The organism is Marichromatium purpuratum 984 (genome assembly GCF_000224005.2).
Lineage (GTDB): Bacteria > Pseudomonadota > Gammaproteobacteria > Chromatiales > Chromatiaceae > Marichromatium > Marichromatium purpuratum.
The window spans coordinates 335,782-358,174 of record NZ_CP007031.1; the positions used below are offsets into that span (position 1 = coordinate 335,782).

General features: G+C 68.3%; 26 protein-coding genes. 21 read left to right on the forward strand and 5 right to left on the reverse strand.

Annotation, left to right across the window (positions count from 1 at the left end; all coding sequences use genetic code 11):
• Positions 1–22: 22 nt before the first annotated feature.
• Positions 23–964 (reverse strand): hypothetical protein, encoded by a 942-nt coding sequence (locus MARPU_RS01505; RefSeq protein WP_005224520.1) that lies wholly within the window; start codon positions 962–964, stop codon positions 23–25.
• A 156-nt stretch (positions 965–1,120) separates the two neighbouring features.
• Between MARPU_RS01505 and MARPU_RS01510 the strand changes: the two genes are divergently transcribed.
• The 5 genes from MARPU_RS01510 to MARPU_RS01525 all read left to right on the forward strand — a co-directional run bounded on the left by MARPU_RS01510 (position 1,121) and on the right by MARPU_RS01525 (position 3,300).
• Positions 1,121–1,885, forward strand: a complete 765-nt coding sequence (locus tag MARPU_RS01510) for a hypothetical protein (RefSeq protein ID WP_005224519.1) — start codon at positions 1,121–1,123, stop codon at positions 1,883–1,885.
• 120 nt (positions 1,886–2,005) lie between these two features.
• Positions 2,006–2,137, forward strand: a complete 132-nt coding sequence (locus MARPU_RS18055; RefSeq protein WP_005224518.1) for a hypothetical protein — start codon at positions 2,006–2,008, stop codon at positions 2,135–2,137.
• A gap of 157 nt (positions 2,138–2,294) precedes the next feature.
• The gene (locus MARPU_RS16895) at positions 2,295–2,579 is read left to right on the forward strand and encodes a peptidoglycan-binding domain-containing protein (protein WP_005224517.1); all 285 of its coding nucleotides are present in this window, start codon (positions 2,295–2,297) and stop codon (positions 2,577–2,579) included.
• A 25-nt stretch (positions 2,580–2,604) separates the two neighbouring features.
• A complete protein-coding gene (locus tag MARPU_RS16900) occupies positions 2,605–2,928 on the forward strand; it encodes a YMGG-like glycine zipper-containing protein (protein WP_005224516.1) in 324 nt (107 codons plus the stop codon).
• A 3-nt stretch (positions 2,929–2,931) separates the two neighbouring features.
• The gene (locus MARPU_RS01525; protein WP_005224515.1) at positions 2,932–3,300 is read left to right on the forward strand and encodes a hypothetical protein; all 369 of its coding nucleotides are present in this window, start codon (positions 2,932–2,934) and stop codon (positions 3,298–3,300) included.
• A gap of 16 nt (positions 3,301–3,316) precedes the next feature.
• On the opposite strand, the gene MARPU_RS01530 is transcribed toward MARPU_RS01525, so the two are convergent.
• Complete coding sequence (locus MARPU_RS01530; protein WP_005224514.1) at positions 3,317–3,658, reverse strand: hypothetical protein; 342 nt, start codon at positions 3,656–3,658, stop codon at positions 3,317–3,319.
• A gap of 294 nt (positions 3,659–3,952) precedes the next feature.
• On the opposite strand from MARPU_RS01530, the gene MARPU_RS01535 reads away from it, so the two are divergent.
• The 3 genes from MARPU_RS01535 (at position 3,953) to MARPU_RS01545 (ending at position 5,796) form a co-directional block, all read left to right on the forward strand.
• Positions 3,953–4,474: a retropepsin-like aspartic protease family protein gene (locus MARPU_RS01535; RefSeq protein ID WP_005224513.1), complete on the forward strand. Its 522-nt coding sequence runs from the start codon at positions 3,953–3,955 to the stop codon at positions 4,472–4,474.
• A gap of 195 nt (positions 4,475–4,669) precedes the next feature.
• Positions 4,670–5,083, forward strand: coding sequence for a nucleoside diphosphate kinase regulator (rnk, locus tag MARPU_RS01540; RefSeq protein ID WP_005224512.1), 414 nt, complete (start codon positions 4,670–4,672; stop codon positions 5,081–5,083).
• Positions 5,084–5,259: 176 nt separating this feature from the next.
• Positions 5,260–5,796 (forward strand): retropepsin-like aspartic protease family protein, encoded by a 537-nt coding sequence (locus MARPU_RS01545; RefSeq protein ID WP_005224511.1) that lies wholly within the window; start codon positions 5,260–5,262, stop codon positions 5,794–5,796.
• A 20-nt stretch (positions 5,797–5,816) separates the two neighbouring features.
• Here MARPU_RS01545 and MARPU_RS01550 read toward each other — a convergent pair whose 3' ends face one another.
• Positions 5,817–7,118 (reverse strand): DUF3422 family protein, encoded by a 1,302-nt coding sequence (locus MARPU_RS01550; RefSeq protein ID WP_005224510.1) that lies wholly within the window; start codon positions 7,116–7,118, stop codon positions 5,817–5,819.
• A 191-nt stretch (positions 7,119–7,309) separates the two neighbouring features.
• On the opposite strand from MARPU_RS01550, the gene MARPU_RS01555 reads away from it, so the two are divergent.
• Positions 7,310–8,830, forward strand: a complete 1,521-nt coding sequence (locus tag MARPU_RS01555) for a formylglycine-generating enzyme family protein (RefSeq protein ID WP_005224509.1) — start codon at positions 7,310–7,312, stop codon at positions 8,828–8,830.
• Complete coding sequence (locus MARPU_RS01560; RefSeq protein ID WP_043762410.1) at positions 8,820–9,734, forward strand: PfkB family carbohydrate kinase; 915 nt, start codon at positions 8,820–8,822, stop codon at positions 9,732–9,734. Before MARPU_RS01555 ends, MARPU_RS01560 begins: the two co-directional genes overlap by 11 nt.
• A 13-nt stretch (positions 9,735–9,747) precedes the next feature.
• Here MARPU_RS01560 and MARPU_RS01565 read toward each other — a convergent pair whose 3' ends face one another.
• Entirely contained in the window at positions 9,748–10,779 is a 1,032-nt protein-coding gene (locus tag MARPU_RS01565) for an NADP(H)-dependent aldo-keto reductase (RefSeq protein WP_005224507.1), read from the reverse strand.
• 173 nt (positions 10,780–10,952) lie between these two features.
• Between MARPU_RS01565 and djlA the strand changes: the two genes are divergently transcribed.
• From djlA to trpC, 8 genes are all read left to right on the forward strand, one after another.
• Positions 10,953–11,762 carry a co-chaperone DjlA gene (gene djlA, locus MARPU_RS01570; RefSeq protein ID WP_005224506.1) on the forward strand — a complete coding sequence of 270 codons (810 nt, stop codon included), beginning with the start codon at positions 10,953–10,955 and terminating at the stop codon, positions 11,760–11,762.
• 531 nt (positions 11,763–12,293) lie between these two features.
• On the forward strand, positions 12,294–12,779 hold the full coding sequence (locus MARPU_RS01575; RefSeq protein WP_156929213.1) for a hypothetical protein: 486 nt from the start codon (positions 12,294–12,296) through the stop codon (positions 12,777–12,779).
• A gap of 84 nt (positions 12,780–12,863) precedes the next feature.
• Positions 12,864–13,556 carry a ribulose-phosphate 3-epimerase gene (rpe, locus tag MARPU_RS01580; protein WP_005224504.1) on the forward strand — a complete coding sequence of 231 codons (693 nt, stop codon included), beginning with the start codon at positions 12,864–12,866 and terminating at the stop codon, positions 13,554–13,556.
• Positions 13,556–14,239 (forward strand): phosphoglycolate phosphatase, encoded by a 684-nt coding sequence (locus MARPU_RS01585; protein WP_005224503.1) that lies wholly within the window; start codon positions 13,556–13,558, stop codon positions 14,237–14,239. Before rpe ends, MARPU_RS01585 begins: the two co-directional genes overlap by 1 nt.
• A gap of 141 nt (positions 14,240–14,380) precedes the next feature.
• Entirely contained in the window at positions 14,381–15,880 is a 1,500-nt protein-coding gene (gene trpE / locus MARPU_RS01590; RefSeq protein ID WP_005224502.1) for an anthranilate synthase component I, read from the forward strand.
• Positions 15,881–15,882: 2 nt separating this feature from the next.
• On the forward strand, positions 15,883–16,467 hold the full coding sequence (locus MARPU_RS01595) for an anthranilate synthase component II (RefSeq protein WP_025275057.1): 585 nt from the start codon (positions 15,883–15,885) through the stop codon (positions 16,465–16,467).
• On the forward strand, positions 16,467–17,507 hold the full coding sequence (trpD, locus tag MARPU_RS01600; protein ID WP_005224500.1) for an anthranilate phosphoribosyltransferase: 1,041 nt from the start codon (positions 16,467–16,469) through the stop codon (positions 17,505–17,507). Before MARPU_RS01595 ends, trpD begins: the two co-directional genes overlap by 1 nt.
• Before the next feature lie 10 nt (positions 17,508–17,517).
• Positions 17,518–18,321 (forward strand): indole-3-glycerol phosphate synthase TrpC, encoded by an 804-nt coding sequence (gene trpC, locus MARPU_RS01605; protein ID WP_005224499.1) that lies wholly within the window; start codon positions 17,518–17,520, stop codon positions 18,319–18,321.
• Between the two features lie 200 nt (positions 18,322–18,521).
• On the opposite strand, the gene crp is transcribed toward trpC, so the two are convergent.
• On the reverse strand, positions 18,522–19,178 hold the full coding sequence (gene crp, locus MARPU_RS01610; RefSeq protein WP_005224498.1) for a cAMP-activated global transcriptional regulator CRP: 657 nt from the start codon (positions 19,176–19,178) through the stop codon (positions 18,522–18,524).
• A gap of 150 nt (positions 19,179–19,328) precedes the next feature.
• Here crp and MARPU_RS01615 point away from each other — a divergent pair, with 150 nt between their 5' ends.
• The 3 genes from MARPU_RS01615 (at position 19,329) to MARPU_RS01625 (ending at position 22,392) form a co-directional block, all read left to right on the forward strand.
• Complete coding sequence (locus MARPU_RS01615) at positions 19,329–19,784, forward strand: OsmC family protein (protein ID WP_005224497.1); 456 nt, start codon at positions 19,329–19,331, stop codon at positions 19,782–19,784.
• 37 nt (positions 19,785–19,821) lie between these two features.
• Complete coding sequence (gene speD / locus MARPU_RS01620) at positions 19,822–20,646, forward strand: adenosylmethionine decarboxylase (protein WP_005224496.1); 825 nt, start codon at positions 19,822–19,824, stop codon at positions 20,644–20,646.
• A 273-nt stretch (positions 20,647–20,919) separates the two neighbouring features.
• A complete protein-coding gene (locus tag MARPU_RS01625; protein WP_005224495.1) occupies positions 20,920–22,392 on the forward strand; it encodes a phosphomannomutase in 1,473 nt (490 codons plus the stop codon).
• Position 22,393 lies beyond the last annotated feature (1 nt).

The window sequence follows — 22,393 nt, forward strand, 5'->3', positions numbered from 1 at the left end:
GCGGGGTGGTTCCGGGTCGGGGTCAGCGGATGGTTGGCGGGCTCTGGCGTTCGTCGGCGGTCGGGCCGAAGAAGGTCTGGCGGAACTGCGCGCAGCGCTCGATGTATTCGCGCGTGCTCTTGGGCATGGGCACGCGGGCGCGGACGATGAAGCGGACCAGCTCGGCCCCTTCGCACAGCAGCCGCGATCCCTCGAGCGCCTCGCGGATGGCCAGGGTGCCGGCATTCGTCGGGAGCTGGGGCTCGAGTTCACAGAGTCGGTCGCTGGCGACGGCGAAGGCGGGCCAGACGTCGAAGATGGTCGGGTCGGTACGCAGGATCTCGCACTTGCGCTTGGCCGTCTCGGCCAGGGTGTCGACCGGCGCGGCGAGTTCGGGGAGCTGACGGCTGGCGGCGAAGCCATCCCTGATCGCCCCGGCGATGCGGTCGATGTCGCGCATGGTCATGGCGATCTTGATGTAGCGGCTCTCGTAGAAGGTGGCGATCGGCATCGAGAAGGCCTTGAAGGGCTCGCCCCAGAGTTCGTCGATCCCTTCATCCCCACCGCGATGACGGACGATCTTGCCGAGTTCGAGCGCCTCGAGCAGATACTGTCCGCACTCGCGCATCAGGCTGTTGTCGGGACCGATCTCGACCCCGGTGGCCTGGAGTTCGACCAGACAGCTGAAGATGTCGGCGGCGCGGTTGAACAGCGCGCCGGCGAGCATCGCGCCGTTGACCCGCTTGCGCTCCGGGTCGCGCTCGGCGGCATAGGCCGCGCGCGCCTCGTCGAGCCGGGCGCCGGGGATGTTGATGCCGTGCTCGACATGGTTGAACAGTCGGCGGGTCAGCGCCTGGATCAACTGGCGCTTGGTCTCGAGGGTGTCGGCGGGTGGTTCGTAGTACTTGATCCAGTACCCGTCGTAGTGAACCCGGGTGTCGCCGTCGATCTCACGTCTGGTGCCGTTGGCGATGGTCTGGGGCATACGTCGCTGGGATCGAAATGACCGGAATGGAGCGCAGTGTAGAGAAGAGCTTGCGCGCCGTCAGCCCTCGGCGAGTCTAGACTGGTGCCATGGCGCGGCAATCGGGTTCGCTGCCGCTGCCGGACCGTCTGGATCCATGCCGTCGAGAGAGCGTCAATGCAACATAGGGACAAGGTCACGGCCATCTTCATGGGGCTGTTCGTCTGGGGATTCGCCGGTGCGCTGTTCGGTGCGCTGTTCGCGGGTCTGTATCAACTATTGATCGGGCTGGGCGTGGTGGGCTGGCTGCCGCTGGTGATCGCCGCCACCATCGCCGCCACCACCACTTCGGCCTTCTACAGCGCCATGCCGGTGGCCCTGGCCGGAGCCATGGCCGGAGTGCTGGCCTCGATCGCCTATCTGATCGCCACCGGGCATCAGGTCGAGCTGCCCCTGATCGCCGGTCTGGCCGGTCTCGCCGGGGTGCTGGCCGGCGGCTTCTATGCCTGGGCCATCAGCAGCGGTGCCCGTCCTCTGGCGCAGACCTTCAGCGGCCTGCTCGCCGGTCTGCTCGCCGGGGCGGTGCTGGCGCTGCTCCTTGGGTTCAGCGGGATCGAGATCGGGATGTTCGCGCTCGCCGCGGGGGTCGTGGCGCTGGTCGGCTCGATCTATCAGTTCTCGGTGCGCCGGTTGGCGCACGCCGCCGACTGGCTGCCGGGCGGGCTGTCGGCGCCAGTGGTCGCGGGGTTGATCGCCGCGGTGGTCGGCGCCAGTGTGTGGATCGTCGGTGGCACCACTGCCGGGTTGCATGCCGCGCCCGGTGCGGCCTTCGAGGCGATTCTCGCCGAGGTCCCGGCGGGTCTGCTCGGCGGTGCGCTCGGTGGCGCGCTCACCGGCCTGCTGCTGGAGTCGCTCGGCATCGACCTGCAGGCGCTCGCCTGAGCGCCGGTCGCGGGAGCGGATCGCGCGCCGATGGGCTAGGCTCAGGTCTAAAACCCTGGTTTCTTGGTGGTTGTATTGACGCCACTGCTTTTGCCGTGCATCGAGGAGGAGAACTTCATCATGTTGTATGCCTTGTTACTCCTGGCCGTCGGGATCGTCATCGGTTGGAACTGGCCGCAACCGCCGTGGGCGCGTGACTTCCAGGCGCGCGTGGTCGGTACGGTGCGCTCGCTCACCGACAAGAACAGGTAGGACGCGTCGCGTGCTGAAGAGCCAACCGCGTCACTGGGTGCGCGGTTGGTTAAGACGGCCTTCAATCGATGGGCTGGTGAGGCTAGACTGCCGATGCTGGTGGCTCAGCCGGTCCATGCTCACATCCATCCAGTTCGTCCGAACCGCGAGGGAATCCATGCGCAGTATTCCGAAACGTCTCGCCCTCATCTCCGCGATCCTCTGTTTGGCGCTCTTGAGCGCCCCGCTGCATGCCGCCCCCTTCAACGTCCAGCGTGGTCAGATCGCGCTCCAGGAACTCGGCTATGCCCCCGGTCCGGCGGATGGGATCTATGGCCCGGCCACCCGCTCGGCGATCAAGCGCTTCCAGCGTCATCACGGGCTGGCGGTCACCGGGCGCTTCAATCAGCCCACGGTGACGCGGCTGCGTCACCTGATGCAACGACGACACATGCGTCGTTGATCGTCCTTCTGTGAGGTGTCGTCCTATGTCCATCCGATTCGGCGCAGCGGCGCTGTGTCTGCTCGCTTCCTTCCTCTCGGCCGGTTGTGCCACCCAACCCGGGCGCGCTACCACCGGCGGCGCGCTGATGGGCGCGGCCACCGGTGCGGCGATCGGCTCGTTGAGCGCCGATGCCGGCAAGGGCGCACTGATCGGTGCCGGTGCCGGTGCGCTCGGCGGCTATCTGATCGATGCCGAGAACGCCTCACGGCGTCCGCCGCCCTCGCGCTATGGGCCGCGCCCCTATCAGGGGCAGCCCTGTCCGCCGGGGCTGGCGCTGGGGCGTGGCGGGCGCTGCGTGCGTTACTAGGGTATGGAGCGCTTCGCCCTGGCGCGGGTCGCGCTCACGGCCCAGACGTTGCAGTCACGGCTCGGGATCGCCGTGCTCGCCGACTGTTGCGCCAGCATCGATCGAGTGCTCTGGCATGACGGTGCCGAGGGCGAGATCTACTGTCTGTGGGGTCAGTTCCTGGTGCGTCGCGCGTGTCTTCGTGGCGGTGTGCGCTTCGCCCTGCCGGAGTGCCCCAATGCGCTGGCCTGGACCCTGACCGAGACGGCCGATGGCGGCGCGGTGATGATCCACTGCACCATCGCGCGGGTCGATCCCGAGCCGGAGTTCGTCGAGTCGATCGAGACCTTCGTCGAGGATTGGCGCATCGGGCTGGAGCGCTGTTTCGGCTGAACGCCCGAGGCTCGGTTCAGAGCACCTCGAGCGCGCGGACCAGGGCCTCGAGTGCAGGGTCTTCGGTGAGTGCGCCCTCCCAGACTCGGTAGCGCCGCCGGGTCGACTCCCCGCCGATGCTCAGCTCGATGATGAACCCCGAGGTGCCGGTCGGCGCCGGACGTTCGCCAGGTGCACCGAGGGCGCTCGTGAGCCGTTGCAGACGTGCGCGCTGCGTCTCGTCGAGACAGCCCCGGCGCGGGGCGTGGCTGGTGTAGTCGCCGTTCTCGATGCAGTAGTCGCCAGTGGCGTCGATACGGATCTCGACGGCATAGTCGTCCTGGCCGATCATGCGGTAATGCAGGGGTTCCAGCGGCATGGCGGGATCTCCGTAGCTGTGCTGCCGATACCGGTCCGACGACTGTCCGACCGGTCCTGCGTCCAGCATAGTGCAGTGCCGGGTCGCGGCCCGCTTGCTTTTGGACGCGCCGCTTGGCACCCTCGATTCGAGATGGGCGTCGTGGTGTCGGCGTCAGGGGACGCGTGTCACGTGCGTCCCGCTGGCCGGGGACCGTGTCCACGCTCGCGCATCCGCGTTGCCGGTCACGACCAGGGGGCGGTCGACCGGGCGCCGTGAACTCCGGACTCCCGCACCCCAGGTCGTCAGATATCGATGTCACGCCCCGAGGAACTCCCCCGCCGGATCGGCCGGGCGATGCTGCTGGCCGCCTGGGTCGTCGCGCTCGGGCTGTTGGCGTGGCTGTTCGATGATCTGCTCGATCGCGATCGGGCGCCGCCGCCGCGGGTGTTCGTCGCCCCCGACGGGGTGCCGAGCGTGGTGCTCGAGCGCAATCGCGCCGGGCACTATGTCGCCGACGGTCGGATCGACGGCGAGCCGGTGCGCTTTCTGGTCGACACCGGCGCCACCGATGTCGCCCTGCCGCTGGCACTGGCGCGTCGTCTGGGTCTGGAGTTGCGCCCCGGCGGGATCAGCCGGACCGCCAACGGCGAGGTGCGGGTATGGCGCACGCGGCTGTCGCGCGTCGAACTCGGGGGGCTGGTCGCCCATGACGTGCGCGCTGCAGTGCTGCCGAACATGCCGGGCGACGAGGTGCTGCTGGGGATGAGCTTTCTCGAGCGCCTCGAACTCGTCCAGCGCGACGAGACCTTGACCCTGAGGCCTGCGTCGGGCTGACCCCCGCGCCCCCTGTTGCCGAGGCGCCGCCGTCAGTGGCGGCGTGCGCGTTCGCGCGCCGCTCGGAACGCCCGGCGTTGGCCGTGCGTGCGGCAAGAAATCCGGGGCCGCGCGCCAGGCGCGTCGACCCCGATCCCTGATGTCGAGCGCCCCAGTGAGGAGGCGCGGACTGGTCTTTTCCATCGAGATGACACCGTGAGCCAGAAACCACCCCTGATCGTTTCGGAAACCGATTTCGAGCGTCTGCAGCGACTGCTCGATACCCTGCCCGCCGATGGCGTCGCCGGACGCGACAACCTTGAGGAGGAGCTTGAACGCGCCGAGATCCTCGAGTCGGAGCAGATGCCCGCGAACGTGGTGACCATGAACTCCCGGGTGCGGGTGCGGGTCTCGTCCTCCGACGAGACTTTCGTGCTGACCCTGGTCTATCCCAAGGACGTCGATCCCGAGGGCGGTACCGTCTCCATCCTTGCGCCGGTCGGCAGCGCGCTGCTCGGGCTCGCCGAGGGCGCCGAGATCGACTGGCCGCGTCCCGGTGGCGCGCTGATGCGGGTGCGTATCGAGGAGGTGCTCTATCAGCCCGAGCGCAGCGGCGAGTATCACCGCTGACGACTGCCGGGCGTATCCGTCATCGACTCGTCATCGTCCGGGGGCTGGGTTAGACTCGGCGACGATCGTGGCATGCAGTCGTCGGGGGTCGTGCCAGCGGCTCGGCGCGACGGCGTACTCGTCCATCCTGCGCGGCAAGGCCCAGGGGCCGGCGCCGCCCCGTCGAGAGAAGACAGATGAAGGCATTCCCCCGGATCACTGCGATGACGCGCGGGCTGCGTCGTCACCAGGCGCCACTCCTGCTGATGTTCCTGATGTTGACGCTGATGGTCGGCGTGCGTCTGGGTAGTCCGCAGAACCCGAACCCCCGCCCGGTCGCCTATCTCGGCAGCGATGGCGTGCCGGAGGTGCGGCTGGTGCCCAACGCGCTCGACCAGTTCATCGTCACCGGCAGCATCAACGGTGAGTCGACGCCGTTCCTGGTCGACACCGGCGCGGTCGACGTCGCCATGTCCTATGCAGTCGCCCAACGCCTGGGCCTGGAGCTGCGTAGCGGCGGTTACAGCAAGACCGGCAACGGTAACGTCGCGAGCTGGACGGCGCGACTCGACAGCGTCGACGTCGGTGGGCTGACGGTGCGCGACGTCAAGGCGACGGTACTGCCCAATCTGCACGGCGACGAGGTGTTGCTCGGCATGGCCTATCTCAAGCACATGGAGTTGGTGCTGCGTGGCGGGGTGATGACGCTGCGCCCCTTCGTCGCCGAGGGTTGAGAGCGGGGCGCGGAGTTGGGTCAGTGCTCGCCGAGCAGGTGGCGTTTCATCCGCTTGAGCCCGAGCCAGGCGGCACCGACCACGATCGGCACCGACAGGCCCATGCCGAGGGTGGCGTCGATCGGCAGCAGCCCCTGCGCCTCCAGGCCCTTGAGGGCATAGCCGACCAGGCCGACGCCGTAGTAGCCGATGGCGATCACCGACAGTCCCTCGACCGTCTCCTGCAGCCTGAGCTGGATCTTGGCGCGCCGATCCATCGATTCGAGCAGCCCGCGGTTCTGGTGCTGCAGGTCGACCTCGACGCGCGCGCGCAGCAGGCTCGCCAGCCGTGCGGCGCGCTTGGCTAGGTCCTGCTGGCGCTCGCGGGTGGAGTCGCAGGTGGCGATCGCCGGGGCCAGCCGCGCCTCGAGGAACTCGGTGAAGGTCTGCAGCCCTTCGATACGACGCTGACGCAGCTGTTCGAGCCGCTGCTGGACGATGCGGTAGTAGGCGCGCGAGGCCTCGAAGCGATAGATGGTGCGCGCGGCGACGGTCTCGATCTCGGTGGCCAGGGTAGTGAGTTCGGCGAGCAGTTCGCTCTCGCTGGCGCCGCGGTCGTGGTCATTACCCTCGGTCATGCGCGCGGCCAGCGCCACCAGCCGGCGTTCGGCCTCGCTCAGCGCGCGCGTGGCCTCGCGTGCCGCCGGCAGCCCGAGCAGCGCCATCGCGCGGTAGGCGTCGATCTCGAGGATGCGCTTGGCCAGGCGCCCGGCCTGGTTCTCCGACAGTCCGCAGTCGCGCAGCAGGATGCGCGAATAGCCGTCGCTGTGGATACGCAGGTCCGACCAGGCGCGGCTTGAACCACCGACCACCTCGGAGCCGATGAAGGGGTTGCCCTCGAACAGCGCCAGCAGCTCGTTGCTGCCGCGCTCGGGCATCTCGCAGGACTCCAGCGCCAGCGCGGTGGCGGTGACCACCTGTCCCGGGATCTCGCGCAGCCAGTCCCGCGGCAGCTCGTTGATCAGCGGATCGGTGAAGGGGTGGTTGAAGCGTTCGTGACGGCTGAAGGTGTAGGTCACGAATTCGGTATGGCGTTCCCAGCGCAGCCACAGCCCGCCGCCGAGATCGACCGCATAGTATTGCCCGACCTGCTCGGGGCGCCGCACGCCGAAGTGATCGAGCAGCCGCAGCAGGTGCTCGGCATTGGTGCCGCTGCGTCGCTCGCCACAGACCGCGGCGAGATGGAAGACGCGAGCGGGGGAGCACAGTGGGTCGAAGGTGCGCGCGTGCAGCTCGGCGGTGACCGAATGGCGCAACGGGTGTTCCTTGAAGGCCGGGGACATCGATTGAAACAGGCTCGTTGTTGACACGGATGCTCAGAGTAGCGGAAAAGGATGACCGGTGCGCGTGGGCGAGGTTCCGTCGCCCGCCTGGCAAAATCGGATGGGTGCCCGGACAATGGGTGTCCGATGGCGTTCGCGAGAGCCCTTAGATGGCTGGCGGACGCGCCGCTCAAGAACGACGACGACTCACCATGTCCGAACCAACTGAGGAGACCGGTGTCGGCGAGGCCCGGACCCTGCGCGATTCGCTCGAGCAGATGCGCGAGCAGGCCACCCGTGAGATCGACCGCCTCAACCGGCGCCTGGTGGCGCGCGAGCAGGCCGTCGAGGACAGCGTGGCCTCCGAGACCGAACGTCTGGCGCTGCAGCAGGAGCTGACCCTGCTGCGCCAGACGTTGAGCGTGAAGGAGCAAGCGCTGGCGCGGATCACCGACGAATGCCAGCGACTCGAGGACCTGCTCGAGGATCGCAATCTCGCCTTCGACGGGCTGCAGCAGGCCTTCGAGCAACGCGACAGCTCGCTGCGCGAGACCCAGCGTGAACTCGAGCGCATGCGTCAGGAGATGGCCTGGCTGCAGAAGCGCGCTTATGGTGGGCCACGCTCGCCGTCCCCATCGTCCCCGCAGCCGCCGAGGCCTTCAGCGTCGCCGCCCACCGCAGCTCCTCCGGTGGCGCGAGCGCCCGTTGTGCCGCCGCCGCGTCCACCGTCTCCGCCGCCATCGCTGGCGCATGCGCGTGGTCAGCGCGAGGGGCGGTTGGCCATCGGTCTGGTCCTGGTGGTGCTGGTGCTGATCAGCCTCGCGGTCTTCCTGCCGCAGTTGCGTGTCTGGTTCTCGGTGCTGTCGCTCTCCGATGGACCGGCCGAGCTGATCTGGGCCGAGCCGCCCGAGCCGCCTGCGCCGTCCCAGGCAGCGCCTGCCGTAACGCCGATCGCCATCGCTCCACCCCCGACTCCGACTGCTGCGCCACCGCGCGCCGAGCAGATGCCGCAGCTGCTGCGCGACCGGTTGGCCGACGGCACCTTCGGTCCCGAGCTGGTGGAGCTGCCCGGGGGGAGTTTTCGCATGGGCTACAACTCGCTCGCGCGCACCGACCACATGCCCGCGCACCAGGTGAGGGTGGACGCTTTCCTGATCGGCGCCTACGAGGTCACCTTCGCCGACTACGATCGCTTCGCCCGCGCCAGCGGACGTCCCTTGCCGGACGATTACGGCTGGGGGCGTGGCGAGCGGCCGGTGGTCGGGGTGAGCTGGGAGGACGCGAGCGCCTATGTCGCCTGGCTCTCGCGCGCGAGCGGTCATCGCTACCGGCTGCCCTCCGAGGCCGAGTGGGAGTACGCGGCCCGTGCCGGCGGGACGGGGTCCTACTGGTGGGGGTTCGGCAAGGAGCCGGGGCGTGCGGTTTGTTTCGATTGCGGCAGCGAGTGGGATCGGCGCTCTACCGCCCCGATCGGCAGCCTGCGGGCCAATCCCTTCGGTCTGTTCGATACCGCCGGCAATGTCATGGAGTGGGTCGCCGACTGCTATGTCTTCGGCTATCAGGACGCGCCGGTCGACGGTCGCCCGCGGCTCGACGGCGGCTGTACCGAGCGCGTCGCGCGCGGTGGCTCCTTCAGCCAGCCGGCGACGGCGATTCGGACCTATGCACGTCAGCACTTCCCGCCACGGACCCAGCTCAACATGCTCGGTTTCCGGGTCGCCCGTGACCCCTGAGCCGGGCCCTCGGGTGCTTGCCGTCGGTGTCGCCACGCTCGACATGATCAACGAGGTCGCCGACTATCCGCCCGAGGACGCCGAGGTGCGCGCCCTGGCGCAGCGTCGGGCGCGCGGTGGCAATGCCACCAATACCCTGGCGGTGCTGGCCCAGCTCGGGTGGCGCTGTGCCTGGAGCGGCACCCTGGCCGACGATGCCGGGGGCGCCTTCATCGCCGCCGACCTGGCGCGGCGCGGGATCGCGCTCGCCGCGGTGGGACGGGTCGCCGGAGCCGCCACCCCGACCTCCTACATCACCCTCAGCCGTGCTTCCGGCAGTCGCACCATCGTCCATCATCGCGATCTTCCCGAGCTCGATGTCGCCGGCTTCGCCCGCGTCGGACTCGACGGGGTCGACTGGGTGCACTTCGAGGGTCGCAACCCCGTCGAGACCGCCGCGATGATAGGCCGGGTACGGCGGCTGCGTCCGCGGGCGCGGGTCTCGGTCGAGTTGGAGAAGCCGCGTCCGGGGGGCGAGTCGCTGGCCGCGCTGGCCGACCTGGTGCTGGTCGGGCGCGATTATGCGCGTGCCCGTGGTGGCGAGACGCCGACGCGGGCGCTTGCGACCCTGGCACCGCTGGCGCCGCAGGCCTGCTGGGTGCTCGGCTGGGGCGAGGGCGGTGCCTGGAGCCGGATACCCGGCGCTGCCCCGTGTCATCATCCGGCCTTGCCGCTGGCGCGGGTGGTCGACAGCTTGGGCGCCGGTGACTGTCTCAACGCCGGGGTGATCGACGGTCTGCTGCGTGGGCTTGAGCTTGCGCCGGCGAGCGCGCGGGCGGTGCGACTGGCCGGGTTCAAATGCACCCGGGTCGGCCTCGACGACCTGGTCGGGGCGGCGCTCGCGACCGCTGGCGTGCTCGACTGAGCCCCGTGTCGGCTCAGGGCGAGGGGTTGGGCTGACGGGTCTGGATCGCCTCGATCTCGGCGAGCAGCGCGGCGTCGAGTTCGGTCTCGAGGCTGCCGAGATTGTGTTCGAGCTGCTCGAGTGTGGTGGCGCCGAGGATGGTACTGGTGACGAAGGGGCGGGTGTTGACCCAGGCCAGCGCCATCTGTGCCGGGTCGAGACCGTGGCGGTGGGCGAGGGCGACGTATTCGGCGGTGGCCGCCTCGGCCTGGGGGTTGTTGTAGCGCTTGAAGCGCGAGAAGCGGGTGACGCGCGCTCCGGCCGGGCGCTGGCCGTCGAGGTACTTGCCCGTGAGTACGCCGAAGGCCAGCGGCGAGTAGGCGAGCAGGCCGCAGTCCTCGCGCAGCGCGACCTCCGCGAGGCCGATCTCGAAGGTGCGGTTGAGCAGGTTGTAGGGGTTCTGAATGCTCGCCACCCGGGGCAGGCCGTGCTGCTCGGCCAGTGCCAGGGCGTGCATCAGCCCCCAGGGGGTCTCGTTGGAAAGACCGACATGGCGGATCTTGCCAGCGCGCACCAGCTCGGCGAGCGCCTCCAGGCTCTCGCGCAGTGGCACGCTGTCGTCGATCTCGGCGGCGCTGTAGCCGAGCCGACCGAAGAAGTTGGTCTGCCGGTCCGGCCAGTGCAGCTGGTAGAGATCGATCACATCGGTCTGCAGGCGACGCAGGCTGCCCTCGATGGCGTTGGCGATGTTGTGTCGGTCGAGCCGTCTGGTCAGGTGCGGCAGCCAGTCGGCGGGACCGGCGACCTTGGTGGCGAGCACCATGTCATCACGACAGCCGCGCTGTCTGAGCCAGTTGCCGATATAGGTCTCGGTGCGCCCCTGGGTCTCGCCGCAGGGCGGGACCGGATAGACCTCGGCGGTGTCGATGAGGTTGATCCCGGCGGCGCGGGCGCGGTCGAGCTGGGCGTGTGCCTCGGCCTCGCTGTTCTGTTCGCCGAAGGTCATGGTGCCGAGACAGAGCGCGCTGACCTCGAGGTCGGTGCGGCCGAGTCGTCTGTAGTGCATCTGGGTCTCCTGTGACCGGTGCGAAGTGGTGATCGCATCATCTTAGCAATCCCTCCAAACCGGACGGGTTAGGCCCGCCGCGTCGTGCTAGTCTTGCGAGCCTGCGCCGGCCCCTGGTGTTGGTGGATCCGGCCCGACATCCTGATGTCGCAATCATCATACGGAGTACATGCATGCGCTGGTTCGGTACGGCCGTCGCCGGCGGTCTCGGGTTGGTGTTCGGCGGTCCGCTCGGGGCGCTGTTCGGTGCCGCGCTCGGGCGTGGCGTCGATCGTGGCTGGGGCGGGGTTGGGGGCGAGCGCCTCACCCTGGAACAACGCTCACGCATCCAGCAGAGCCTGTTCGAGGGTGGCTTCCGCATCATGGGGTATCTGGCCAAGGTCGATGGCCGGGTGAGCGAGGGCGAGATCGCCCAGGCCGAGTCGGTGATGACTGAGATGGGGCTGGGTGCGCCGCAGCGTCAGGCGGCGATCGCTCTGTTCAATGCCGGCAAGGCCTCGACGTTTGACCTCTCCGCCGAGGTCGCCGCGCTGCGCGAGGTCATCGCCGGTCGCCGCGTGCTGGCGCGCCCGTTGCTTGAGGTGGCGCTGGCAATGGCCTATGTCGACGGACCGCCGTCGCGGGCGCAGCGTGCCGCGCTCGAGACCATACGCCGGGGGCTCGCGATGTCGGGTGCGGTCTACCGTCGGATCGAGCTGGTGGTCTCGCTGCGTCGCCGTTCGCGCGAGCGCGCCGGAACCTCTTCGGCGGCGGGTGCGGCGCCGCGCCGTCAGCCCGCGCTCGCTGGCGCCTACGCACTGCTCGGCGTGCGCGCCCGGGCGAGCGACGCCGAGGTCAAGCAAGCCTATCGTCGGTTGATGAGCCGGCACCACCCCGACAAGCTGGTCTCGCGAGGGGCGAGCGAGGCGCAGGTCCGTGCCGCCTCGCGGAAGACCCAGGAGATCCGCCGCGCCTACGAGACCATCACCCGCGCCCGCGGGTGAGTGCTGCCGCTTACGCTTGCCAGCCACCAGCCACCAGCCACCAGCCACCAGCCACCAGCCACCAGCCACCAGCCACCAGCCGCCAGCCAACAGCCGCCAGCCATCAGCCACCAGCCACCAGCCACCAGCCGGGAGGATCGAACCGCCAAGCTGCAAAAAGCGCAAAGGTGTTCAAGTTGTCAGCGACCAGCGGCCAGTGGTCGCTGGTCCTCAAGCACTGGCGCCAAGGTGATGACAGGCCGTGCTGCTGCTGAGAACGCACACCCACTGGCGACTGGAGGCTGGTCGCTGGAGGCTCTACCTCTCCTTTGCGCTCTTTGCGGTTTGGCGGTTCGAATCAGCTTCCAGCGATCAGCCTCCAGTAGGCGAGGCTGGTTGCAGATCGGCGCTTGACGGGCAAGACGGTATCTTGGCGGTTCAATCCCCTGGTCGCTGGTGACGGCCCGTCATTGCACCCGTGTGCGGGCTCTGCCTATACTCGGGCGCTCCTGAACGAGATGAGCGATGGTGGTATCGAGGATGCGTGGTGGAGTGAAGTGGTACGGTTTGATCGCGGCGCTGGCGCTGCTCTTTGGCGGCCAGGCGCTCGCCTCCGAGCTTGATCGTGCGCGCGGTGGATTGGACTGGGAAGATGCTCGGCCGGCAGGCCTCGAGGTGTTGCACCAGGAGCATTTCCAAGGGCGTGAGTTCACTATCTGTGTCGATCCGCGCACCGATCCCGTGTTGGGCGATGTGCGTTTCGATCAGCGCATCCTGCGCTTCGTCGACGATCGCCTGGCGGCGATCACCTTCGTCAAGGGCGAGGCCGGACTCGACTGGTATCGCGTGACCCGCGATCAGCTCGAGGCGACCCTCGGCGCGCCCACCCAGGTACTCGATAACCCGGTGTTCGAGCTTTACCAGACCTACTGGCGCGATGCCCACAGCATGGGCTCGCTGGAGTGGGAGGAGGGCGATGTCGAGTACGACGAGCCGTCGAGCGTCTCCTTCACCTTGTCGCCGCCGATGGGGTTCTGAGCCCGCGCGGCGCATCTGTTCGTACCCAGTCGCGTCCCGCTCGGGGCGCGTCGCACAATAACAGCAATCCAGGGGGACCCTGCCATGACCCGAGACCTGATCGCCCCGTCGATCCTCTCGGCCGACTTCGCCCGGCTCGGCGAGGAGGTCGACCAGGTGCTGGCCGCCGGTGCCGACATCGTCCATTTCGATGTCATGGACAATCACTATGTGCCCAATCTCACCATTGGACCCTTGGTGTGCGAGGCGTTGCGCAAGCACGGGGTCGAGGCCCCGATCGACGTGCACCTGATGGTCAAGCCGGTCGATCGCATCATCCCCGACTTCGCCGCCGCCGGTGCGAGCTACATCACCTTCCACCCCGAGGCCAGCGAGCACATCGACCGCAGCCTGCAGCTGATCCGCGATCAGGGCTGCAAGTCGGGGCTGGTGTTCAACCCGGCCACGCCGTTGAGCTATCTCGACTATGTGATGGACAAGGTCGACATGGTGTTGCTGATGTCGGTCAACCCCGGCTTCGGCGGGCAGAGCTTCATCCCCGCGACCCTCGACAAGCTGCGCGAGGCGCGCCGTCGTATCGATGCCAGCGGTCGTGACATCCGTCTCGAGATCGACGGCGGGGTCAAGGTCGACAACATCGCCGAGATCAAGGCCGCCGGCGCCGATACCTTCGTCTCCGGCTCCGGCATCTTCGGTAAGGGCTGCGCCGAGGACCCCAACCGCTACGACACCATCATCGGTCAGATGCGCGAGGCGCTGGCCGGGGTAGAGCGCTGATGGGGCCGCTCCAGCGTCCGCAGATGGTGCTGTGCGATCTCGACGGCACCCTGGTCGACAGCGTCCCCGATCTCGCCTATTGCGTCGACACCATGCTGGCGCGTCTGGGGCGCGCGCCCTGCGGCGAGACGGCGGTACGCAACTGGGTCGGCAACGGGCTCGAGCGGTTGGTGCGTCGCGCCCTAGTCGGCGCGCTCGAGGGTGAGCCCGATCCGCTCGACTTCGATCGCGCCTATCCGATCTTCCTCGAACTCTATGCCGAGTACACCTTCGAGCGCGCCGCCCTCTATCCCGGGGTGCGCGAGGGGCTCGACTTCCTCAAGGCGGCCGGCTATCCGCTTGGGCTGGTGACCAACAAGGCGGCGCGCTTCACCGGGCCGCTGTTGCGTCATCTCGGGCTCTACGAGGACTTCGGCATCATCATCAGCGGCGATACCCTGCCGGCGTGCAAGCCCGATCCGCTGCCGCTGCAGCATGCGGCGCGTCATTTCGGCGCCGAACCGGCCGCCTCGCTGATGATCGGCGACTCGGTGAGCGATGTGCGTGCTGCACGGGCGGCAAAATTCGGTATCATCTGCACCAGCTATGGGTACAATCACGGCCAGGACATCCGCGACAGCGGTCCCGACGCGGTCATCGATTCGCTGACCGAACTGACCGGGATACTGGCCCCGTCCCGCTGAACGCGGGGCGACGACACGGCAAACGGACTCTGACACCTCATGTGGATCGACGCGGCTCGAGTGACGGTAGGGTGGCGATGGCGACGCTAAGTCGCCTTCGTCTGACCCCTATCGTCCAAACTCAGCCGTCAGGAGATCCACATGACTCCCGAGACCTTTTGTGCCCTCGCCGAGCAGGGCTATAACCGCATTCCGCTCGTCAGCGAGGTCCTCGCCGACCTCGAGACCCCGCTGAGCGTCTATCTCAAGCTCGCCGCCGGCGCCAACTCCTATCTCTTCGAGTCCGTCCAGGGCGGCGAGAAATGGGGCCGCTACTCGATCATCGGCCTGCCCTGCCGCACCCTGCTGCGGGTGCGTGGTCACGAGGTCAGCCTGGAGCGCGACGGCGCCGTGATCGAGTCGCACCAGGTCGCCGACCCGCTGGCCTGGATCGAGTCCTATCAGGCCCGTTTCGAGGCCTTCGACGTCGAGGGGTTGCCGCGTTTCACCGGCGGTCTGGTCGGCTATTTCGGTTACGACACCATCCGCTATATCGAGCCCCGGCTCGGCGACTCGCCCAACCCCGATCTGCTCGACACCCCGGACATCCTGCTGATGGTCTCCGACGAGGTGGTGGTATTCGACAACCTCAGCGGTCGGCTCTATATCGTCCTCCATCTCGACCCCACCGCGGGCGACACCCTGGAGTCGGGGCAGGCGCGGATCAATGCGCTCACCGAGCGCATGTGTCGACCGCTGGTGCCGCACCACAGCGGCGAGCGCCGCCGGGTCGACGAGAGCGACTTCGTCTCCGGTTTCACCGAGCAGGGCTTCAAGGACGCGGTCGAGCGGACAAAGGACTACATCCTTGCCGGCGACTGCATGCAGGTGGTGCTCTCGCAGCGGCTGTCGATCCCCTTCAAGGCCCCGCCGCTCGATCTCTACCGGGCGCTGCGCGGGCTCAACCCCTCGCCCTACATGTACTTCCTCGACTTCGGCGAGTTCCAGATCGTCGGCTCCTCGCCCGAGATCCTCACCCGGCTGGAGGACGAGGAGGTGACCGTGCGCCCGATCGCCGGGACGCGCAAGCGCGGCGCCAACGAGGCCGAGGACCAGGCGCTCGAACGCGATCTGCTGAGTGATCCCAAGGAGCTGGCCGAGCACCTTATGCTGATCGACCTCGGGCGCAACGATGCCGGCCGGGTCTCGGAGATCGGCAGCGTACGCCTCACCGACAAGATGGTGATCGAGCGCTACTCGCACGTCATGCACATCGTCTCCAACGTCACCGGGCGGCTGCGCGAGGGGATGAGCGCGATCGACGTACTGCGTGCGACCTTCCCCGCGGGTACCGTCTCCGGGGCGCCGAAGATCCGTGCCATGGAGATCATCGACGAGCTCGAACCGGTCAAGCGCGGGATCTATTCCGGGGCGGTGGGCTATCTCTCCTGGAACGGCAACATGGACACCGCCATCGCCATCCGTACCGCGGTGATCCGCGACGGGACCCTGCACATCCAGGCCGGCGCCGGCATCGTCGCCGATTCCCAGCCCGAGCTGGAGTGGCAGGAGACCATGAACAAGGGACGCGCCATCTTCCGCGCGGTGAGCGCCGCCGAGATGGGCATCGATCGTTACGGCTGCGGGCTGAAGGGGGAATGACCATGTTGCTGATGCTCGACAACTACGACTCCTTCACCTACAACCTGGTGCAGTATTTCGGTGAACTCGGCGCCGAGGTGCGGGTGGTGCGCAACGACGAGTGCACGGTCGACGAGGTGGTGGCGATGCGCCCCGAGCGCATCGTCATCTCCCCCGGGCCCTGCACCCCCAACGAGGCGGGGATCTCGATGGCGCTGATCGACGCCATGGCCGGGCGGGTGCCGATCCTCGGCGTCTGTCTCGGTCACCAGTCGATCGGCCAGGTGTTCGGCGCGCGCATCGTCCGCGCCCGCGAGGTGATGCACGGCAAGACCTCGCCGGTGTACCACCGCGCCTGCGGGGTGTTCGCCGGGCTCGCCGACCCCTTCGTGGCGACCCGCTATCACTCGTTGGTGATCGACCCCGAGAGCCTCCCCGAGTGTCTCGAGGTGACCGCCTGGACGCAGACCGAGGACGGCGCGCTCGATGCGATCATGGGGGTGCGACACCGCAGCCTGCCGATCCAGGGGGTGCAGTTCCACCCGGAGTCGATCCTCAGCGACCACGGCCACGACCTGCTGCGTAACTTCATCGAGGATCGGGACTGATGGACATCAAGGACGCCATTGCACACTGTATCGAGCGACGTGACCTCGACGACGCGCAGATGCGCGCGGTGATGCACACCATCATGACCGGGGGGGCGAGCGCGGCACAGATCGCCGGCTTCCTGGTCGCGCTGCGGATGAAGGGCGAGTCGGTCACCGAGATCGCCGCCGCCGCGGCGGTGATGCGCGATCTCGCCGCCGGGGTCGAGCTCGACGGTCTCGATCATGCCGTCGACATCGTCGGCACCGGGGGCGACGCCTCGGGGACCTTCAACGTCTCCACCACCAGCATGTTCGTCGCCGCCGCCGCCGGTTGCCGGGTGGCCAAGCACGGCAACCGCTCGGTGTCGAGCAAGTCCGGCGCGGCCGACGTGCTCGAGGCCGCCGGGGTGCGCCTCGACCTCAGTCCGGCGGAGGTGGCGCGCTGTGTCCACGAGGTCGGGGTGGGCTTCATGTTCGCCCCGGGGCATCACAGCGCGATGAAGCACGCGGTCGAGCCGCGCCGCGCGCTCGGGGTGCGCACCCTGTTCAACGTCCTCGGTCCGCTGACCAATCCGGCGCGGGTCTCCAACCAGGTACTCGGGGTGTTCGCCGAGCACCTGCTCGAACCCCTGGCCGAGGTGTTGCGCCGACTCGGCAGTCGCCATGTGATGGTGGTGCACGCCCGTGACGGGCTCGACGAGATCAGCATCGGCGACAGCACCGACATCGCCGAGCTGCGCGACGGCGAGATCCACCGCTACAGCGTGCGCCCGGAGGACTTCGGGCTCACCCGTGCCGCGCTCGAGCAGGTGCGGGTCTCGGGGCCGGAGGAGAGTCTGCAGGTGCTGCGCGGGGTGCTCGACGGCGAGCCCGGCGCGGCGCGCGAGATGGTGCTGCTCAACGCCGGCGCAGCGATCTATGTCGCTGGGCGGGCGCCCTCGCTGGCGGCGGGGGTGGGTCGTGCCGCCGAGGTGATCGACAGCGGTGAGGCACTGCGCCGGCTCGATCGGCTGTGTGTCCTGACCAGCGGTCTCGATGCCGCGCTGGCCACGAGTTGAGGACGGAGAGATGCGAGAGACCCCGGATATCCTGAAGAAGATCGTCCACCGCAAGGCCGAGGAGGTGAGCGCGCGTGCCGCGCATCGCCCGCTCACCGAGTTGCGCGCCGCCGCCGCCGAGCAGGCGCCCGCGCGCGGCTTCGCGCAGGCGCTGCGCGCGCGTGTCGCCGCCGGCGACCCGGCGGTGATCGCCGAGGTGAAGAAGGCCAGCCCGAGCAAGGGGGTGCTGCGCGAGCACTTCGTCCCGGCCGAGATCGCCGAGCGCTACGCCGCCGCCGGCGCCGCCTGTCTCTCGGTGCTCACCGACGCCGACTTCTTCCAGGGCAGCGAGCGCTATCTGCGCGAGGCGCGCGCGGCCTGCGCGCTGCCGGTGATCCGCAAGGACTTCATCATCGACCCCTATCAGGTCGTCGAGGCGCGCGCCATCGGCGCCGACGCCATCCTGCTGATCGCCGCCTGTCTCGACGACGCCCAGCTCCGCGACCTCGGCGCCCTGGCCGGCGAGCTCGGGCTCGACGTGCTCGTCGAGGTCCACGACGGCGAGGAGCTCGATCGCGCCCTGGCCTGTCCCGGTGAGCTGATCGGTATCAACAACCGCGACCTGCGCAGCTTCGAGGTCAGTCTCGAGACCACCCTGGGACTGCTCGACCGGGTGCCGGAGGAGCGGCTGCTGGTGACCGAGAGTGGCATCCTCGAACGTGCCGATGTCACCCGGATGCGCGGGCACGGGGTCAATGCCTTCCTCGTCGGCGAGGCCTTCATGCGCGCCGAGGATCCCGGCGCCGCGCTACACGCGCTGTTCTTCGCCGACTAGACCCCGACGCCGCGCCGCGCTGCCGAGAGGGCGCGGCGGCGGTCGGGTCCTCGTCCCGCATCCTCCCCGAGCCCGTGCGTGCGCGATCGCACCGACAGCGTGCAGGGGCGAGTCCGTGAGTCGTGATCGGGGAGATGTGCCGCGAGCGTGCCGCCGGGCGTGATGCGCCGACCGGGGCTGTGGTCGGCGTGGTCTGGGGCTCAGCGGGTGCCGAACACCACGATGGTCTTGCCCTTGACGCTGACCAGCCCCTGTTCCTCGAGGTTCTTGAGCACCCGGCCCGCCATCTCGCGCGAGCAGCCGACGATGCGTCCGAGTTCCTGACGGGTGACGCGGATCTGCATCCCATCGGGGTGGGTCATGGCGTCGGGCTGCTTGCAGAGATCCAGCAGTGTTCCGGCGATGCGCCCGGTGACGTCGAGGAAGGCCAGATGGCTGACCTTGCGGCTGGTCTGGCGCAGCCGGGTGGAGAGCTGGTAGCCGACGCTGTAGAGGAAGTCCTTGGCGTAGACCTTGAACTCGTTCTCGAGCAGCCGGTCGAGGCGCTGATAGGTGATCTCGGCGACCTTGCACTTGGTGCGGGTACGCACGATCACGCTGCGCGTGTTCTGTGGCACGAACAGCCCCATCTCGCCGATGAACTCGCCCTTGTTGATATAGGCGAGCATGATCGTGCGCCGCTCGTCGGCGTCATCGATCAATGCGGCAGCCGACCCCTCAATCAGATAGTAGAGGCTTTCCGCTGGCTGGCCCTGGCGGATGAAGTCCACGTTCTTGTCGTAGGTCTTGGTATGACACTGCGACAGGAAGGGCTGCAGCCAGGGTGGATCCTTTTTCGGTGGTGTCAGAATGCTCATGCGAAGCTTGCCAGAGCGCCTTGTCGTCTCACGATTCTATGCATGCTGCTGTGCATTGTCGAACTGTGTTAGCCTTCGCCCGGTTCGAGGCCGGGGTCGGTCGGGCGTGGCCTGGCGGGTGACGGCGGAGCAGACGGGAGCAAACGGGATATGAAGGCGCGGGTGAAGTGGCTCGAGGGTGCGGCCATGGTCGGCATGGCCGGCGATGCGGGGTCCGAACATGCAGTGGTGATGGACGGACCGCCCCAGTACGGGGGGCGCAACCTCGGTCCTCGACCGATGGAACTGCTGTTGATCGGCATGGGTGGCTGCACCCAGTTCGATGTGATGCAGATCCTGCGCAAGGCCCGCCAGCAGGTCAGCGACTGTGTGGTCGAGCTCACGGCCGAGCGTGCCGAGCGCGATCCCAAGGTCTTCACCCGGATCCATGCGCACTTCATCGTCAGCGGACAGGGACTCGACCCCAAGCGGGTCGAGCGCGCGATCGCGCTCAGCGCCGAGAAGTACTGCTCGGCCTCGATCATGCTCGGCGCCACCGCCGAGATCACCCACGACTTCGAGCTGCGTGATACAGCCGTCTCCGTTGCGGATGCGCCACCACGTTAGCGCCCGCGCCTTCCGTTGTTTCCGAGGTTCCTGAGGAATGCCCAATCCGTTGAAGAAGCTGCGCCTGGAAGGGTTCAACAACCTGACCAAGTCGCTCAGTTTCAATATCTACGATGTCTGCTACGCCGACTCGGACGAGCAGCGCGAGGCCTATATCGAGTATATCGACGAGGCCTACAACGCCGAGCGCCTGACCGCGATCCTGACCGATGTCACCGAGATCATCGGCGCCAATATCCTCAACATCGCGCATCAGGACTATGAGCCCCAGGGTGCCTCGGTGACCATGCTGATCTCGGAGGAGCCGATCGCCGCCGAGGCACTGTCGAACAACGCCACCCCGGGGCCGCTGCCCGAGGCGGTGGTGGCGCATCTCGACAAGAGCCATATCACCGTCCACACCTATCCCGAGTCCAACCCGCAGACCGGGATCAGTACCTTCCGTGCCGATATCGACGTCTCGACCTGTGGGCGGATCTCGCCGCTGCGCGCGCTCAACTATCTGATCCACTCCTTCGAGTCGGACGTGGTCACCATGGACTACCGGGTGCGCGGCTTCACCCGTGACGTGCGTGGCAAGAAGCACTTCATCGACCACAACATCAGCTCGATCCAGAACTATCTCTCGCGCGATACCAAGCGCAAGTTCCAGATGATGGACGTCAACGTCTATCAGGAGAACATGTTCCACACCAAGATGGTCCTCAAGCACTTCCGGCTCGACGACTATCTCTTCTGTATCAAGGCCAAGGATCTCTCCGAGCGCGAGTACAAGCGCATCCACAAGCTGCTGCGTCGCGAGCTGAGCGAGATCTTCTACGGCCGCAACCTCGGCCGCGAACTCGAGTTCATGGACCCGTGACGGCGGCGTAGCCGTCGGGTCTTAGCCGCCAGCGATCAGCCACCAGTTGTCAGTGCGCCAGCCGTCGGGGACGGGCGCCCACTGATGGCTGGTGGCCGGTTGCTGTTCATCCCTTGGCGTTCTTTGCGGCTTTGCGGTTCAATCCGCTGGCCGCTGGCCGCTGGCCGCTGGCCGCTGGCCGCTGGCCGCTGGCCGCTGGCCGCTGGCCGCTGGCCGCTGGCGGTTCTAGACTGTCGCGATGCGTTGTCAGTTGCAGAGTCAAGGGAGGGGGGAATGCTGATCGACGAGTTGATGACGACCTCTGGGGTCAAGTTCGGGACCAGTGGCGCCCGTGGGCTGGCGACGGCGATGACCGACCGGGTCTGTTACGCCTATGCCCATGCCTTTCTCCGTTATGTCCGTGAACAGGGGGCGCTGGCCGCGGGCGCCGAGGTCGGTCTCGCCGGCGACCTGCGCCCGAGCACCGAGCGTATCCTCCGCGCCTGTGCCCGCGCCGCGCGCGACCTCGGGCTGGAGCCGCGCGACCACGGTCGCATCCCCACCCCGGCGCTCGCCGCTCACGGCATCGCCCGTGGCGTGCCGACGCTGATGGTCACCGGCAGCCATATCCCGGATGACCGCAACGGTATCAAGTTCAACCTGCCCAGCGGCGAGATCCTCAAGGACGACGAGGCGGCGATCCGCGCCCTGCCGGTGATCGCCCCCGGGGAGCTGTTCACCGCCGCGGGGGCCTTCGTCGATGCCGCCGCCGCGCCGCTGCCGCCGGCGAGTGACGCGGCGCGCGGCGCCTATCTGCGGCGCTATCTCGATTTCTTCCCCGAGGGCTGTCTGCGCGGGTTGCGGGTCGGGGTCTACGAGCACTCGAGCGTGGCGCGCGACTGTCTCGCCGAGCTGCTCGAGGCGCTCGGCGCCGAGGTGCAGCGGCTGGCACGCGCCGATCGGTTCGTGCCGGTCGACACCGAGGCGATCCGTCCCGAGGACGTTGCGCTGGCGCGTGAGTGGTGCGCCGATGGCGCGTTCGATGCGCTGGTCTCGGCCGATGGCGACGGCGATCGACCACTGGTCGCCGATGCCCGCGGCGAGTGGCTGCGCGGGGACATCGCCGGCATCCTCTGCGCGCGCCAGCTCGGCGCCACGGCGGTGGTTACCCCGGTGAGCAGCAATACCGCAGTCGAGCGTTGCGGGGGCTTCACCGAGGTGCTGCGCACCCGTATCGGGTCGCCCTATGTGATCTCCGGGATGACGACGCTGCTCGGGCGCGGTCTGGCGCCGGTGGTCGGTTACGAGGCCAATGGTGGTTTCCTGCTCGGCAGCGCCATCGAGCACGACGGGCGGGTGCTGCCGGCGCTGCCGACACGCGACGCGGTGATCGTCGCCCTCGCGTTGCTGCAGGCGAGCGCCGCGCGCGCATTGCCGCTCGCCGCACTCGCCGCCGAGCTGCCGCCACGCTTCACCGCGAGCGATCGGCTGCGCGAGTTCCCCTCGGCGCAGTCGCAGTCGCGTATCGCTGCGCTCGCCGCCGATCCCGCAGCGATCGGCGCCTTGTTCGGTGAGGCGCTCGGCGCCGTCGCCGAGGTCGACCAGACCGACGGGCTGCGGATCACCTTCGCCGCTGGCGAGATCGTCCATCTGCGCCCCTCGGGCAACGCCCCGGAGCTGCGCGTCTATGCCGAGGCCGACAGCGCCGAAGGTGCGCGGGCGCGGGTCGCGGCGACCCGCGCCCTGCTCGAGGGCTGGCGCGGCTGAG